General features: G+C 57.4%; 15 protein-coding genes, 1 tRNA gene, 1 rRNA gene and 1 pseudogene. 10 read left to right on the top strand and 8 right to left on the bottom strand.

Features of this window, described 5'->3' with window-relative positions; genetic code table 11:
- Positions 1 to 3 precede the first annotated feature (3 nt).
- Together FH039_RS11370 and FH039_RS11365 are read left to right on the top strand one after the other, a co-directional pair.
- Positions 4 to 1,494 carry a replication factor C large subunit gene (locus tag FH039_RS11370; RefSeq protein WP_139681865.1) on the top strand — a complete coding sequence of 497 codons (1,491 nt, stop codon included), beginning with the start codon at positions 4 to 6 and terminating at the stop codon, positions 1,492 to 1,494.
- A gap of 95 nt (positions 1,495 to 1,589) precedes the next feature.
- Positions 1,590 to 2,900, top strand: a complete 1,311-nt coding sequence (locus FH039_RS11365) for an ATP-binding protein (protein WP_139681398.1) — start codon at positions 1,590 to 1,592, stop codon at positions 2,898 to 2,900.
- A 3-nt stretch (positions 2,901 to 2,903) separates the two neighbouring features.
- On the opposite strand, the gene FH039_RS11360 is transcribed toward FH039_RS11365, so the two are convergent.
- Genes FH039_RS11360 through moaA form a run of 4 tightly spaced genes read right to left on the bottom strand, consistent with a single transcriptional unit; the run spans position 2,904 to position 6,099 of the window.
- Entirely contained in the window at positions 2,904 to 3,212 is a 309-nt protein-coding gene (locus tag FH039_RS11360; RefSeq protein WP_240703225.1) for a nucleotidyltransferase family protein, read from the bottom strand.
- 31 nt (positions 3,213 to 3,243) lie between these two features.
- Positions 3,244 to 4,254, bottom strand: coding sequence for a tRNA (guanine(37)-N1)/4-demethylwyosine(37)-methyltransferase Taw22 (gene taw22 / locus FH039_RS11355; protein ID WP_139681397.1), 1,011 nt, complete (start codon positions 4,252 to 4,254; stop codon positions 3,244 to 3,246).
- On the bottom strand, positions 4,220 to 5,128 hold the full coding sequence (locus FH039_RS11350; RefSeq protein WP_139681396.1) for a DUF835 domain-containing protein: 909 nt from the start codon (positions 5,126 to 5,128) through the stop codon (positions 4,220 to 4,222). Before FH039_RS11350 ends, taw22 begins: the two co-directional genes overlap by 35 nt.
- 47 nt (positions 5,129 to 5,175) lie before the next feature.
- Positions 5,176 to 6,099, bottom strand: coding sequence for a GTP 3',8-cyclase MoaA (gene moaA / locus FH039_RS11345; RefSeq protein ID WP_206206176.1), 924 nt, complete (start codon positions 6,097 to 6,099; stop codon positions 5,176 to 5,178).
- Between the two features lie 139 nt (positions 6,100 to 6,238).
- Between moaA and FH039_RS11340 the strand changes: the two genes are divergently transcribed.
- Both FH039_RS11340 and FH039_RS11335 read left to right on the top strand, forming a co-directional pair.
- A complete protein-coding gene (locus tag FH039_RS11340; protein WP_139681395.1) occupies positions 6,239 to 6,982 on the top strand; it encodes a hypothetical protein in 744 nt (247 codons plus the stop codon).
- Positions 6,948 to 8,363 carry a DUF402 domain-containing protein gene (locus FH039_RS11335; RefSeq protein ID WP_139681862.1) on the top strand — a complete coding sequence of 472 codons (1,416 nt, stop codon included), beginning with the start codon at positions 6,948 to 6,950 and terminating at the stop codon, positions 8,361 to 8,363. The genes FH039_RS11340 and FH039_RS11335 overlap by 35 nt, the downstream gene beginning before the upstream one ends.
- Here the strand turns inward: FH039_RS11335 and FH039_RS11330 are convergent.
- From FH039_RS11330 to FH039_RS11315, 4 genes are all read right to left on the bottom strand, one after another.
- A complete protein-coding gene (locus FH039_RS11330) occupies positions 8,360 to 8,746 on the bottom strand; it encodes a PIN domain-containing protein (RefSeq protein ID WP_139681394.1) in 387 nt (128 codons plus the stop codon). The two genes, FH039_RS11335 and FH039_RS11330, sit on opposite strands and share 4 nt — an antisense overlap.
- The gene (locus FH039_RS11325; protein WP_139681393.1) at positions 8,743 to 8,967 is read right to left on the bottom strand and encodes an AbrB/MazE/SpoVT family DNA-binding domain-containing protein; all 225 of its coding nucleotides are present in this window, start codon (positions 8,965 to 8,967) and stop codon (positions 8,743 to 8,745) included. The genes FH039_RS11330 and FH039_RS11325 overlap by 4 nt, the downstream gene beginning before the upstream one ends.
- Before the next feature lie 128 nt (positions 8,968 to 9,095).
- Positions 9,096 to 9,761, bottom strand: a complete 666-nt coding sequence (gene radB / locus FH039_RS11320) for a DNA repair and recombination protein RadB (RefSeq protein ID WP_139681392.1) — start codon at positions 9,759 to 9,761, stop codon at positions 9,096 to 9,098.
- 11 nt (positions 9,762 to 9,772) lie between these two features.
- Positions 9,773 to 10,408 carry an MBL fold metallo-hydrolase gene (locus tag FH039_RS11315; protein ID WP_139681391.1) on the bottom strand — a complete coding sequence of 212 codons (636 nt, stop codon included), beginning with the start codon at positions 10,406 to 10,408 and terminating at the stop codon, positions 9,773 to 9,775.
- 197 nt (positions 10,409 to 10,605) lie between these two features.
- Here FH039_RS11315 and FH039_RS11305 point away from each other — a divergent pair, with 197 nt between their 5' ends.
- From FH039_RS11305 to FH039_RS11280, 6 genes and pseudogenes are all read left to right on the top strand, one after another.
- A complete protein-coding gene (locus tag FH039_RS11305; protein ID WP_139681390.1) occupies positions 10,606 to 11,310 on the top strand; it encodes a DUF1614 domain-containing protein in 705 nt (234 codons plus the stop codon).
- A 56-nt stretch (positions 11,311 to 11,366) separates the two neighbouring features.
- Positions 11,367 to 12,205, top strand: a pseudogene (locus FH039_RS11300) (ribose-phosphate diphosphokinase).
- 59 nt (positions 12,206 to 12,264) lie between these two features.
- Complete coding sequence (locus FH039_RS11295; protein ID WP_139681389.1) at positions 12,265 to 12,492, top strand: hypothetical protein; 228 nt, start codon at positions 12,265 to 12,267, stop codon at positions 12,490 to 12,492.
- Entirely contained in the window at positions 12,492 to 12,758 is a 267-nt protein-coding gene (locus FH039_RS11290) for a hypothetical protein (protein WP_139681388.1), read from the top strand. The genes FH039_RS11295 and FH039_RS11290 overlap by 1 nt, the downstream gene beginning before the upstream one ends.
- Before the next feature lie 379 nt (positions 12,759 to 13,137).
- A 16S ribosomal RNA gene (locus FH039_RS11285) occupies positions 13,138 to 14,621 on the top strand.
- Positions 14,622 to 14,674: 53 nt separating this feature from the next.
- Positions 14,675 to 14,751 (top strand) — tRNA-Ala (locus FH039_RS11280).
- Positions 14,752 to 14,861 lie beyond the last annotated feature (110 nt).

Here is a 14,861-nt window from a genome sequence, read left to right as displayed (position 1 = left end):
GCCATGCCGAGGGAAGTGCCCTGGGTAGAGAAGTACAGGCCGAGGCGGCTGGACGAGATAGTCGGTCAGACAAAGGCCATAGAGCAGGTCAAGGCCTGGATAGGGGCGTGGCTGGAGGGGAAGCCTCCGAAGAAGAAGGCACTCATCCTCGCGGGGCCGCCCGGAACCGGTAAGACGACCACCGTCTATGCTCTGGCCAGGGAGTACGGTTTTGAGGTCATAGAGCTTAACGCGAGCGACGAGAGGACGTACGAGAAGATAGAGCGCTACGTTCAGGCCGCTTACACTATGGACATCCTCGGAAAGAGGCGGAAGCTCATATTCCTGGATGAGGCAGACAACATCGAGCCGACGGGGGCGAGGGAGATAGCGAAGCTCATCGACAGGGCGAGAAACCCCATAATAATGAGCGCCAACCATTACTGGGAGGTTCCCAGGGATATACGGAGCAGGGCTCAGATAGTGGAGTACAAGCGCCTGACCCAGCGCGACATCATCAAAGCCCTCGCCAGGATACTCCACCATGAGGGTAAGAGGGTTCCAAAGGAACTGCTCTACGACATCGCCAAGCACGCGGGCGGCGACCTCCGTGCCGCGGTGAACGATCTACAGACCGTCGTCACGGGCGGGGTCGAGGACGCGGCCCAGGTTCTGGCCTACCGCGACACCGAGAAGAGCGTTTTCCAGGCACTGGCGCAGATTTTTGCCACGGACAACGCGAAGAAAGCCAGGATGGCAACGCTCGGTGTTGACATGTTCCCCCACGAACTCCTCCAGTGGATAGACGAGAACCTCCCCTACGTCTACTACAAGCCCGAGGACATAGCGAGGGCTTACGAGGCTTTGAGCAGGGCTGACATATACCTCGGCAGGGCGCAGAGGACCGGGAACTACGGCCTCTGGAAGTACGCCACCGACATGATGACCGCGGGGGTTGCCGTTGCAGGTGTCAAAAAGAAGGGCTTCGTGCGGATTTATCCCCCGAAGACGATAAAGCTCCTCACGGAGAGCAAGGCGGAGCGCTCGCTGAGGGATTCTGTCGTCAAGAAGATAATGAGCGAGATGCATATGGCGAAGCTGGAGGCTCTGGAGACCCTCAACGTCCTGAAGGCGATATTCGAGTACAACCCGGACATGGCCGCTCATTTCGTCGTCTTCCTCGACCTTGACCTCAAGGAGGTCGAGTTCATAGTCGGGGACAAGGAGAAGGCCAAGGCCATATGGGGCAAGAGCATGAACATTGAGAAGAAGCTCAAGGAGCGCGGTGAACTGGAGGAGCACGTGAGGGTCGCCGCTGAGAACGAGACCGAGAGAGAGGTTGAGCCCACGGGAGAGGAGGAAACCGGGGAAGAGGCGGAGGAAGAGATAAGCGAGGAGGAGCTCCAGAAGGCCGAAGAGGAAATGGAAGCCGTCGAGGAAAGCGGGGGGAAGATACACAAGCCCAAGAAGAAGGGCAAGCAGGCGACGCTGTTCGACTTCCTCGGGAAGAAGTGAGCGTTTTTGTATTCTGCATAATATCAATTTTTGCGATTTTTATATTCCATAAAATATAAAAATTGGACTATATAATATTCCTTGGATGATGACATATGCTCAGCCGTGAGGAGATACTGGAGGTTTTAGCCCCCTACAACATTTGGGGCGGGAGGAAATGGGACGCGATACCGAGGGAGGAGTATCTCTTGGAGATTGAGAGAAAGCTCTCCGGAGGAGCGGTCGCGCTCATAGGGGCGAGGAGGTCTGGAAAGACGACGCTGGCCGGGTTGTTCCTTGCGAAAATGGTAGAGGGAGGTATGCCTCCCGATGCCACTCTGTACGTGAACCTTGAGGATCCGAGGTTTTCACCCTATCTCTCGCTGGAGTTCCTTGAGGAGATATTCTCCGCCTACAGAACCTACGTCTACAGCGGTAAGAACCCCTTGATAATTCTCGATGAGGTTCAGAACGTTCCAGGTTGGGAGAAGTGGGTCAGAAAGGTTCTCGACCTTGGAGAAGCAAAGGTCATAGTAACGGGCTCAACCTCTTCGCTTCTCCGCTCAGAGCTCTCAACGCTCCTCACCGGCAGGGTTTTGACCGTTGAAGTTTACCCATTGGGTTTTAGGGAATTTCTGACCTTTAAGGGGTTTTCGACTGATGTTAAACGCCTCTTCGGGAGAAGGGAGGAAGTTGAGGCCCTTCTTCGGGAGTACCTTGAGTTCGGGGGCTTTCCGCAGGTTGTTCTCATGGACGACGAAACCTTAAAGCTTGAACTCCTTAGGGAGCTCTTCGAGGGAATAGTCCTGAGGGATATAGTTTACAGGCACGGCTTCCGGGATGCGAGAGCCGTTAAAATAGTGGCTGAACTGGCCCTTAGCAGGTTCTCCTCGTTGGTGAGCGTTTCAAGGCTGAGGAACGAGCTCGCTGGAATAGTTGGGAGGAAGGTATCGCCCAACTTCGTTGATTCCGTTCTCGACGCAATGGAAGAAGCCTATTTGAGCTTCCGCGTTCCAATACTCTCGCCGAAGGTCAAGGACGCCATGCGCTATCCAAAGAAGCTCTACGCGATTGACACGGGGATAGCGAACGTCGTGGGAATCCGATTCACCGAGAACATCGGCAGACTCGCTGAAAACGCAGTTGCAAGGCACCTCCGCCAGCACTTCCGTGAGGTCTACTACTACCGCGGAAAGGGCGAGGTTGATTTCCTCGTAAAGGAGGGGCCGAAAATAACCCGTGCCATCCAGGTGAGCTGGGACATCGACGAGAGCTGGGAAAGGGAAGTCGAAGGTCTGCTAGAGGCGATGGAAGCATTCAACCTGAATGAGGGGATAATAGTCACGGGCTGGCGTTCCTGTGAGGAAAAGTTTGGTGAGAAAACGGTGAGATGCCTCCCGCTGTGGAGGTTTTTGCTTGAGTTTTAGCCCTTATGCCTCAACGCTCACCGCCTCGCTCCACACGTATTTTCTGACCCTCGGCTTGAGGGCCTCGATCGTTATCAGGTCAACCTCGACTCCGAGGAGCTCTTCAAGGAAGAACTTGAGCTCCATGTAGTTGTCGAAGGTCTTCTTTCCCTCCTCAAACTCCACGAGAACGTCAAGGTCGCTATCTTTCCCTGCCTCTCCCCGGACGTAAGAACCGAAGAGCCAGATGTGCCTAACCCCGAACTTCCGGAGTTCTTGGGCATGGAGGTGCAGAATGCTGAGTATCTGTTCCAGTTCCATACGACTCTCCATTCAAGGTAATGCGATTGAGGTTAATAAGGGTTCACTCAATCTCCACATCCGCGCAGACCTTAAAGACGTGCGGCTTGAAGTCGCTCACCTTCTTTACGCGGACCCCGCACTCCTTTCCCAGCATGGCGCACGCGTCCATTATCCTGGTCCTGAACGCCCCGATGTCGGCCTCGTGGACGAAGTCGTAGTAGTGGAGCCATTTCTCGGCCCGGTCCAGCGTTAGGGCCAGGGCATCAACGCCCCTCGGCGTCGGGCTTATCACACGGTCATAGCTCGGGAGCTCCGGGAGAACCTCAAAGGCATCGCCGTGGATGAACTCTATCTCGCCCTTCAGCCTCTCCCGGTTCAGCTCGATGTTCCCGAGGCCGAGCTCGTAGGCTTCCCTGTTCAGCTCCACCGCGGTGATCTTGACTCTCCTATAGCGCGCTATGACGAGCGCATACGGCAGAACGCCGGCGAAGGGAATCAGAATCCTCTCGCCGTCCTGAACGAGCTGGGCCAACCTGTACCGCTCGCCCTTCATCCGCGGGTTGAAGAAGGCCTTCGAGAGGTCCACCTTTATCTGCACCCCGTTTTCTCTGTGGACGGTTTCCAGCCGTTTCTCACCCCAGATTATCGAGTATTCCCTTATCCTGAACGCCCCCTCGTGGAAGCCTTTCTGGGCCACGACCCTGATGAATGGGTGGACCTTTCTGAGGCCCCATACGATATCGTCCACCCTGTGGGAAAGCTCCCTCGGCACCTGGATTATCGCAATATCCCCGACGATGTCGTAGCGCCTGAGGTGTTTCAGCTCCTCCTCGCTCAGCCTCCCGGCGAGGACGCTCTCGAGGTTCTTGTAAAGCTGTCGTTCGGGCCGGAGGGGAAGCTCCGCTTGAAGGACTTCGTAGCCGAGCGAGTGCACGCTCTCATCTTCAACGACCGGGAGGAGAACGAACTCTCCATCCCGCTTCGGACGCCTCTTCCCGTCGTAGAGGCCCAGCTTCTTCAGCTTCCTCTTCACGGGTTCAGCTTCCCTCTTTGGGACTCGGAGTGCCGGCATCGTCATTCCGCTCCGGGGATTTGGGCGCGCTCCCTGGGGGCAACGTTCCAAACAATGCAACGCCCACCACGTTGTTGACGATTCTCTGAACATCGATGGTTTCGAGTTCCTTTTTGAATATTGCGTACTGCTGCGGTTCCAGCGTTTCGGGGGCAACGAGCAGTATCATGTGTCCCCCGTGGATTATGGCCGCGTCCCTGACCGCGAGGATGAACTTCGCTATGGATTTAAAGTCCACATAGAAGCTTATGTACTCGATTCCCTCGATGTAAACTATTCCCCCAGGGTTGTTCCTGAGGAACGTGGTTATCTTCCCGTTCAGGATATGGAGGGCACTGGGGCTTACTGACTGGGGATGCTCCACGCGGGTGAGCCAGATGTATTCCGCGGGCGCCATCCCCATCTTCTCGGCCCATGATTCTGGGTGCTCTCTGCCTATGGCAAGGATGGGAACATTGAAATACCCGAGGATAGTTTTCAGCAGAATCTTTGCATCCTCTGGCGACGTGAGCATCGCGGCTGGTGGTAGGGGTGGGTTTCTTCCAGTCGATTTCTCCTTTTGAACGGATGATGCACGCCAGTACCTCTCCAGTTTGCCCAGCAGATTCAGCGTTGAGCTTGCCAGAATTATATATCCGAGCGTTATACTGACTGCCTGGAGCATCCAGAACTTAAGGGAGACCGCCACTGTTGCGAGTACTCCGAGGCCTCCGGCGATGCCGAACAGGAAAAAGGATACCAACAGTGTCCGGGCAAGGGTTTTTACGGGCTCTCCGTGTCGTTTGTATTCTTCAAAGGAGCGTACGACACCGTATATGCCAATCCCCATCAGGATTAAGGCGGATATGTATTGGATTTCATTCCCGTGCCCCACGCTTTCACCTAATCATATAGATGCCAGCTTCCCAAAAAACTTTTCCTTCATTTCCAGTACGGCTCCCTCATGAGAACGACCCGGCGGAATATCTCCACGAGCTCCCCGTCGTCTGCGCCGTTCCGGAGGGCCGTCGCGAAGTCGATGAGGTCGTTCTTCCTCAGCAGGCAGGTCTTGAACTTCCCGTCCGACGTGACGCGGAGCCTCGTGCAGTTGGCGCAGAATACCGTGTTGTGCATCGCCCGGACCACCTCAACCTCCGCCGTGCCGTGGTCTGTTGGGATGAAGTACTTCTTCCTTCTGTGCATCCTCCTCTCGCGGGTCTCTACTGCCATTTCCTCCAGCCGTTCCTCCACGGGCTTGAGCGGGTAGAAGTACTTCCTGAAGAACTTGGTCTCTGTCATCTCCCTCGGGGCCTCGAGCTCGATGAGCTGGAGTATCGTCCCGGTCTTCGCGGCGAACTCCACCATGTCCCATATCTCGCCGTCGTTCAGTCCCCTCATAACGGTCATGTTGAGCTTCACCGGGCTGAGGTACTTCACCGCTTCCCCTATGCCTTTGAGGACAGTGTCGAGCATATCGACACCGGTGATTCTGCGGTAAACGTCTGGCTTCAGGCTGTGGAGGGATACGTTGACGCGGTTGAGGCCCGCTTCGGCGAGCGGCTTCGCCAGCTCCTTCAACCTGCTCCCGTTCGTGGTCATGGAGAGATCGACCACGTATGGCCTTATGCGCCGCACGATTTCTATTATGTCGTTCCTGACGGTGGGCTCTCCTCCAGTCAGTTTTACCTTTCTTATTCCAAGGCGCGACGCCACCCTGACGAGCCTCTCTATCTCCGAGGGGGTCAGCTCAAGGCTCGCGTTGAAGTGCTGTCCCTCGCGGTGGCAGAAGAAGCAGCGGAAGTTGCAGTCCTGGGTGAGGGATATCCTGAGGTTGGTCGCGGGTCTGCCGAAGCGGTCGTAGAGCACCATCTGAAGCACCGCTTGGATTAGCCTTTTGGCTTAAAAAAAGATTTTGGGTAAGCGCTTTCGTTTAACACGTCCGGGAGGGTTGCATCGAAAACTACAAGTAGGGGGAGGGGGCAAGTTATGGCCAGGGGGTTTTCCCATGAACGTTGAGGAGATTAAGTCCCGGCTTTCCCGTCTGGAATCGCTTCATTCCGCTTTTGAGAACAAATTCCCTGCCATCTATGGTGAGAGGGACAGGGAGGCTCTTCTGGAGACCGTTAAGGCCCTTCACACTGTATCCCGGGAGAAACTTGAGGTGGCTGCGGGCCTTTACCGTGAGATGAGCGGGGTCGGGGGCTACGCTGAGGTACAGGCCAAGGAGCTCTACCGGAACGAGCATCAGATGAAGTTCCGGCTCGAGGAGCTTCTGTCCCTTCTCTCGAGGGACGACTACGATTCCCGTGTGAAGCTGGAGACCGCGATGGAGAGGCTCGTTCAGTTTCACAGGGTCTACGACTACGCCGTTAGAAAGGCCCTCGGCGAGCTGACCTCCGAGGTCGAAGGAATGGCGCTGCTTGCTGGAGGCGAAAAGGAAAAAAAGGTACCCGCGGGTATAATGGAGGAGCTCAGGAAGGTCAAGACGCTCGAGGCCGAACTCGGTACCCTTAAAAGGTTCCTCCTCAGGCTCTATACTCATCCCGGTGACGTTCACAAGGTTGAAGCTGCTTTGAGAGACTGGCACTCCCGGGGACTGCTCTGGGTTGAGGCGAGAAACGTTGAGAAGCTGAGCGGTGTCGCTGACGCCGGCGAGATACTCGAGGGTCTCACGCTCATAGGAGTGGTGGAAAAGAAGATGAGGGGTGGTGAAGGTGTCTACAGACACAGGAGTTACAGTCCGGGTTAGGGGCATATACAGCACTGCCCTCACCAAGCTGTTCCTCGACAGGGGATTCGGAATCTCACAGCCGAGCAACAGGATCGTCGAGCGCTTCAACCTCGAGAAGACCTACGACGAGTTCGATGTTGACGTCTATGACAAGAAGGACCACCATGGGGTCATCCTCGTCGGGACGAAAGTTGAGGAGGTTAGGGAGGTTCTCGAGGACGAATTCATAGACGTCTTCTTCCGGAAGCTTCCCTACCAGCTGTACGGCATCTACAAGGGAATAGTCGTTCAGAGGGACGAGAGATATGTCTACGTGGACATTGGGAGCGCCATAGGTACGATACCGGTTAAGGACCTTCCCCGTGCCAGGGAGGGCGATGAACTCCTCGTCCAGGTCAAAAAGCACAACCTGCTCCCCCAGCTGAGCGTCACCCTGACGATCCCCGGCGACTACGCGGTTCTGATTCCGAAGCCCGTCGGTGCCCAGAGGCACGTCAAGATATCCCGGAAGATAAGGGACCAGAGCGAGCGCGAGAGGCTCCGCATCCTGGGTCTGAGCGTTGACCTCGGGGAGTGGGGCATCCTGTGGAGGACGGCCGCTGCCTACAAGGACTGGAACCTTCTCCGCGATGAGATAGTGGCGCTCTCGAAGCTGGCCGACACCCTTGCGAGGGCTGACTCCTACGCGGCTCCGTCCCTCCTGATCGAGGGACGCGGTATTTACGAGGTCGAGTTCGGTGGAGGGGCGAAGAAGAAGCTCGACGAGATACGGAACAAAGTAGTTCCGACGGTTGAGGGCCACCACCAGCTGAAGGCCCACGACCTTGAACTCGGGTTCGCGGTGGAGATAGCCGAGGGGATACTTGCCAGGGTACCGGGCCAGCGGGAGAAGGTCAGGCAGGGCTTCTGGGAGTCAGTCGTTTCCAACAAGGGGCCGAAGAAAGGCTGGCTCTTCAGCCTCGAGCACAACAAACCTGATGGCCAGAGGATAAAGATAGGGCCAGGTGAAGTCCAGGAGGTTTCTCTGAACCCGCTCAGGGTCACATTCAAGCGCCACCTCAAGCCCGGGAAGTTCTACGACGGTCTCGACCTGCCGATAGAGTTCGGCGACTACGTCATCACGGAGATAGAGGAAGGGAAGTGGTGGTTTGTGCACCGCTATTACGACCGTGACGGCAACCTGAAGGGCGAGTACTACAACATCAACACGCCGGTCGAGATATACCCGGACAGGGCCCGCTACATCGACCTCGAGGTGGACATAGTCAGGTGGCCGGATGGAAAGAAGGAGATAATCGATAAGGAGAAGCTGGCCGCGCACTACGAGGAAGGCACGATAAGCGAGAAGCTCTACAAGGCGGTTCTCAGGATAGTGCAGGAGGTGTATGAGAGGGTTTAAGGTAGGGTTTGGATGCCCAACTTTTCTGCTTCTTTTTTCAGTCTCTTGTCATACGTGGCCAGCCTTTTAAAGTCCTCCGCTGTGGCGAGGATTATCATGTCGTTAAAGCGTTTTGGGTTTCTGGTCAGTTCCAGCGCGCGTTTCGTGTACTTTCCGCCGTCACAGATTACCTTCGTCCTCGGACTGTTTAGGATTGATGAGATCACCTCCCTTATTTCCTCCTCTCTATAGCCTTCCTCCCTGAAGAACCAATAGAGCTCGTAAAGGACTATGCTCGGGACAACCCATCTCTCCAGCCCGGCCAGCAGTTTTCTTGCTTCTCCGTTGAACTCGGAATCTTTGAGAATGGAGTATACGAAGACGTTGGTGTCTATCACCGTCACTTCCCTTCACCCTGGCCCCTTCTTATGGCCTCTTCGATGTCTTCCACCTTCAACCCCTTTCCTCCCGGGAGGAGGGGAAGCTCAAGTTCGCTTTTTTTGAGCACTACCTTTCCATCCTCGACCTCGACCATTAGAACGTCTCCTACCTTAATCCCCAACTTCTTCCTAACATCGCTTGGTATAGTAATCTGATAGTTTCTAGTTACTTTTGTAAGCCCCATAGTCTCACCAAATATAGTTAGAATCTGGTGATAAAAAGTTTTCTGGAGAAATCGGTGAGGGGCTTGTAAGGCTTCACCTGAAGCTCTCAATTCCTTATCTCGGAAATATTCCGGTTTCGTACTATCCCTCAGTCCCCGGCATCCTCAATCCCCTTCTCCGTTATCCTGAAGTGGACCATGCCCCCCTCCGGCCTGAAGCGGTGCCTCTCCAGAACTGCGACCCGGAGGCCGGGGACGTTCAGTCTATCCAGCCGGAGGATGTCCTTCGTCCGGTAGTTGAGCGTGTGCTCGGCAACGGGCTTCATCCTCTCCGCCCGGCTGTCGAAGTGAACCTGATTGATGATTATGACCGGTATGTCTCTCTTTCTCGCTATCCAGAGGAGCACCTGGAGCTGCTTGCCCAGCTCTGCGCTCAGGCCCCTCCTGTTCTCCTCGACGCGATAATGTGCCGTTAGCGAGTCAACGACGACGAGGGAGAACGTCCCATCAACGATCTTCTTCAGGCTCCCAATAGAGCGCCGCTGCTCCTTGAAATCCGAGGGGGTGAACAGAATGAAGCGCTGAAGGGCTTCCCCCGGATCCAGACCCCTTGCGGTCGCCATCTGGCTCAGCCTCTCCGGGGAGAAGCCGCTCTCCGTGTCGATGTAGGCAACCTTCCCGCCGCTGAGAAGACCTATCTGGACCGCCAGCGTTGTCTTCCCCGTGGCGTAGGAACCGTAAATCTGGGTAAGAACTCCGGGGGCGATGCCCCCGCCCAGAAGCTCGTCAAGTGATTTGACCCCCGTTGAGAGCATCCGCTTCACCGCTAAAGGGTGAACTCTTCGTAGAGTTCAAGGGGCCTGACGAGGGTCCAGATGCGCTTCTTCTGGAGCTCATCCCTGAGCTTCTCGGGGCTTCCCGTCCCGTAGATACCGTAGTGCATAGGTATGACGAGGCGCGGGCGCACATCCTCGACGATCTGGGCCGCCTCGCGTTCGTTGGCCGTTGAGCGGCCGCTTATTGGCACCAGGAGAACGTCCACCCTTCCGCGGAGTCTCTGGAGGATCGGTGTGGAATACGTGTCGCCTGTGTGGAATAGGGCCTTGTCCCCCTCTATCAGGTAACCCAGGGGGTACTGGCTCGAGGGGTGCTCCATGTAGAAGGCGGTCACCTTAACGCCATTCTCAAGCTCAATGGTCTGACCGTCCTCTATCTCCCTGACCTTCGTTACACCGTCGCTGATGGCGGTCATGTAAACCGGCTTGGGCCCTATCACGGTAGCGTCACGGAGTCGCGAGAGAAGCTCCACCTTGCCGTAGTGGTCCACGTGTTCGTGGGTTATCAGTATGTAGTCAACCTCGCCTATCCTGTCATCGTCCACCTCGGGATACGGGTCGATGAGGAGTCTCACGCCGTTGGTCTCGACCCAAAAGCACGCGTGTCCATACCAGATAATCTTCATCGGCTCTACCTCCTCAACTGGTTTGGGTAAGGTGGACTTAAAGTTTTCCCCGTCGTCCGTTTTTTCGGGGTTCCTTCCGTATCCTTCGATTCCCTGAAAGCCGGCGCAGGTTTTATATACTCCGTTTTAGCCCTTTCATTGGTGGTCGCGGAAATTTCGAGCCCCTGAAGGGTGGTAGTCCATCGCGGTGGTGCAGGATGAACAGACGTCGCCTCATAATCCCGCCCGTTTCACTCCCCGTGCTCCTGGTTATGGGGATTCTTTTCGTCATCATCTTCGCCTTCTTCTCCGGTGTCGTTATGGCCGCATTCGAAAAACTGGGGATTCCCCCGGACGTTGCCTATGCGCTCTTCATCTTCGCGCTCGTCGGGAGCTTCATCAACATACCAATCGCGGAGGAAACGTCCTACGAGCCGGTCGTGAGGGTGAGGGAGGTCCGGTTCTTTGGAATAGCCTATCCGGTTCCGTTCTTTGACTGGGAGGAGAGGCGCATAATCATCGCCATAAACGTGGGAGGGGCCATCGTTCCCATAAGTGTGGCCGTCTATGAGATATTCAGGATGGTGTACTTCGGCCGGTGGGCCCTTCTCTTCAACACCCTCCTGGCGGTTCTCATGGCTTCTCTCTTCAGCCATGCCGTTGCCAGGCCTGTCAGGGGCCTTGGAATAGCCATGCCCCTCTTCCTGCCGCCTCTGATGGCCATACTCCTCGGCTGGCTCCTCGGCGGGAGCAATCCGAACGCCGTTGCCTACATCAGCGGGACCCTCGGCGTCCTGATAGGTGCCGACCTGATGAACTGGAGCAGGATCAAGAACCTCGGCGCGCCGATGGTCAGCATAGGCGGCGCCGGCACCTTCGACGGCATCTTCCTCGCGGGCATAATTGCCGTCCTCCTGGTATAACGGTGGGTTTTTAAGGGAGGTATTGAACATTCCAGTGGCAAACAGGGGTGATGCTCATGTTCGTGATTGGAAGCGGTGCCAGGCATCTGGAGGACGAGATGAAGGCCCTTGGCGGCGAGCTGATTGAGGTTGAGATAAGGAAGTTTCCGGACGGCGAGAAGTACGTTCGCGTTCTCGGCTCCGGTGAAGAGGCTACCGTCGTTCAGTCCACCTTCGCTCCCCAGGATGAGCACCTGGTCGAGATGATCCTCCTCGCTGATGCCCTGCGGGAGAGGGGGTCCGGAAGCTCAGGGCGGTCGTTCCATACTTTGCCTACTCGAGACAGGACAGGGTCACGAAGGAAGGGGAGCCGGTGAGCGTGAGGGCGGTGATGAGAACCCTCGCGGTTTACTACGACGAGCTCTACGTCTTCGACCTTCACAACCCCGGGACCCTCAAGTTCTTCCCGGGTAAGGCGGTCAACCTCTCCCCCGCGGGGGTCATTGCCGACTACTTCGGGGAGAAGCTCGGTGAGGGCGTTGTTCTCGCCCCCGACAAGGGTGCTCTGATGAGGGCGAAGGCCGTTGCGGAGAGGCTTGGCCTCGAGTACAGCCACTTCCACAAGGTCCGCGTCTCCCCGACGGAGGTCAGGATGGAACCGGTTGATGTGGACGTTAAGGGGAAGAACGTTCTCATAGTCGATGACATCATAAGCACCGGCGGGACCATGATCCGGGCGGCGAACCTGCTCAGGAAGATGGGGGCGGAGAAGGTCTTCGTCGCGGCCACTCACGGTGTCTTCGCCGAGGGTGCGATAGAGCGCGTAAGCAAAGCCGTTGACGAGCTTGCCGTTACGAACACGATACCCACGCCGGCATCGAAGATAAGTGTTGTTCCTGAGATACTGAAGCTGTGAGGGCGTCTCCCCTCGCCGCTCTCTTAACCTTTCTGACGTTTTTTGGAGCCGGACTTCTCATGGTGGTTTCCTTCCTCGTGGTTGGTAGTCTGGGATCGGTGGTTCCCTTCGCGGACGGATTCTCCGTAGTTCTCTCGCTCTTGGTCCTCCTCCCTCTGGCAAAGCGTCTCCTCATTTCTGTTGGAGTGCTGGAAGGGGACGCCAGAAAGCTTGCCCTCCTGGTCGGCCTCCTCGCGGTTCTGGTGTTCTACGTGACCATACCGAGGGCCTGCGGGTGGTGCCGCTGATGAAGAGAATCGCTATCTATACCATCGGCTTTGTAATCATGACGCTCATCGCGGCACTTGATTTTGTCCTTTTTCTCGGGAGACTGCTGTCTCTGAGTGGGCGATGGATGCCTTTCGTGGTCTCTCTTCCTATGGTGATGCTGGGGGGCTATGTGGGATGGGAAGTTGGTATGGGCCTAGGGTTCAATGATGAGGAAGTCGCCAGCATGGGCACCGCGGTCTCAGTAATCTCGGGGTTTCTAATCCTCCTGCTGTTTCTCCTTTGACCACGCAAAAGTTTTGCCATTTTCATGTCTAAAATTGTGCATTTTATCGGCGCTTTTTGACAGCTTCTTTTTTAAAAATCTGCCCGGGGAGGGGTTTTGCAAAAATTTTGTATCGGTGGGGTTCACCCCTATTGGATGGAGCGCCCGAACAGGGCGCGACAAAACCCGAGCGCCAAGACGGCGGCGTCGGGGGGACAGGGTGCAAAGCACCCACGATGAACCCCGCCCTCCAGCTCGGGTCACAGCAATGTGCGCTCCCGAGGAAACGCCGAAAGGCGGACCCCTCGGGGGTAAGGCAGGCCCAACACCTCGACCAAACCCCGGACGGATATTGGTACTTCCCCTTGAGGGAAGTCCCACCGGCCGTACTCCTTGCTCAATTCCGGTTGATCCTGCCGGAGGCCACTGCTATGGGGGTCCGACTAAGCCATGCGAGTCATGGGGCGCCTTGTGCGCACCGGCGGACGGCTCAGTAACACGTCGGTAACCTACCCTCGGGAGGGGGATAACCCCGGGAAACTGGGGCTAATCCCCCATAGGCCTGAGGTACTGGAAGGTCCTCAGGCCGAAAGGGGCTCTGCCCGCCCGAGGATGGGCCGGCGGCCGATTAGGTAGTTGGTGGGGTAACGGCCCACCAAGCCGAAGATCGGTACGGGCCATGAGAGTGGGAGCCCGGAGATGGACACTGAGACACGGGTCCAGGCCCTACGGGGCGCAGCAGGCGCGAAACCTCCGCAATGCGGGCAACCGCGACGGGGGGACCCCCAGTGCCGTGGCATCGCCACGGCTTTTCCGGAGTGTAAAGAGCTCCGGGAATAAGGGCTGGGCAAGGCCGGTGGCAGCCGCCGCGGTAATACCGGCGGCCCGAGTGGTGGCCGCTATTATTGGGCCTAAAGCGTCCGTAGCCGGGCCCGTAAGTCCCTGGCGAAATCCCACGGCTCAACCGTGGGGCTTGCTGGGGATACTGCGGGCCTTGGGACCGGGAGAGGCGGAGGGTACTCCTGGGGTAGGGGTGAAATCCTATAATCCCAGGAGGACCGCCAGTGGCGAAGGCGCTCCGCTGGAACGGGTCCGACGGTGAGGGACGAAGGCCAGGGGAGCGAACCGGATTAGATACCCGGGTAGTCCTGGCTGTAAAGGATGCGGGCTAGGTGTCGGGCGAGCTTCGAGCTCGCCCGGTGCCGAAGGGAAGCCGTTAAGCCCGCCGCCTGGGGAGTACGGCCGCAAGGCTGAAACTTAAAGGAATTGGCGGGGGAGCACTACAAGGGGTGGAGCGTGCGGTTTAATTGGATTCAACGCCGGGAACCTCACCGGGGGCGACGGCAGGATGAAGGCCAGGCTGAAGGTCTTGCCGGACACGCCGAGAGGAGGTGCATGGCCGCCGTCAGCTCGTACCGTGAGGCGTCCACTTAAGTGTGGTAACGAGCGAGACCCGCGCCCCCAGTTGCCAGTCCTCCCCGCTGGGGGGGAGGCACTCTGGGGGACCGCCGGCGATAAGCCGGAGGAAGGAGCGGGCGACGGTAGGTCAGTATGCCCCGAAACCCCCGGGCTACACGCGCGCTACAATGAGCGGGACAATGGGATCCGACCCCGAAAGGGGAAGGTAATCCCCTAAACCCGCTCCCAGTTCGGATCGCGGGCTGCAACTCGCCCGCGTGAAGCTGGAATCCCTAGTACCCGCGTGTCATCATCGCGCGGCGAATACGTCCCTGCTCCTTGCACACACCGCCCGTCACTCCACCCGAGCGGGGTCTGGATGAGGCCTGATCTCCCTTCGGGGAGGCCGGGTCGAGTCTGGGCTCCGTGAGGGGGAGAAGTCGTAACAAGGTAGCCGTAGGGGAACCTACGGCTCGATCACCTCCTATCGCCGGAAAATCCGTCCGGGGGGTTTAAGAGGTGTTGGGCCTGCCATCCGTGGGCCGGTAGCTCAGCCTGGGAGAGCGTCGGCTTTGCAAGCCGAAGGCCCCGGGTTCGAATCCCGGCCGGTCCACCACGAAGAGATGCACATCCCGAGCCCGGCTCGGGGTGGAAGGGTCCGAGATCCCGAACAGGGATCACGATGAGGACCGTGCACAGGCCGATTGACCCAAAAAATGCCCAGCC

The organism is Thermococcus indicus (genome assembly GCF_006274605.1).
Taxonomy (GTDB): Archaea; Methanobacteriota_B; Thermococci; order Thermococcales; family Thermococcaceae; genus Thermococcus; species Thermococcus indicus.
The sequence above is the reverse complement of the archived record's forward strand: the minus strand, read 5'-3'. Positions and strand labels throughout refer to the sequence as shown.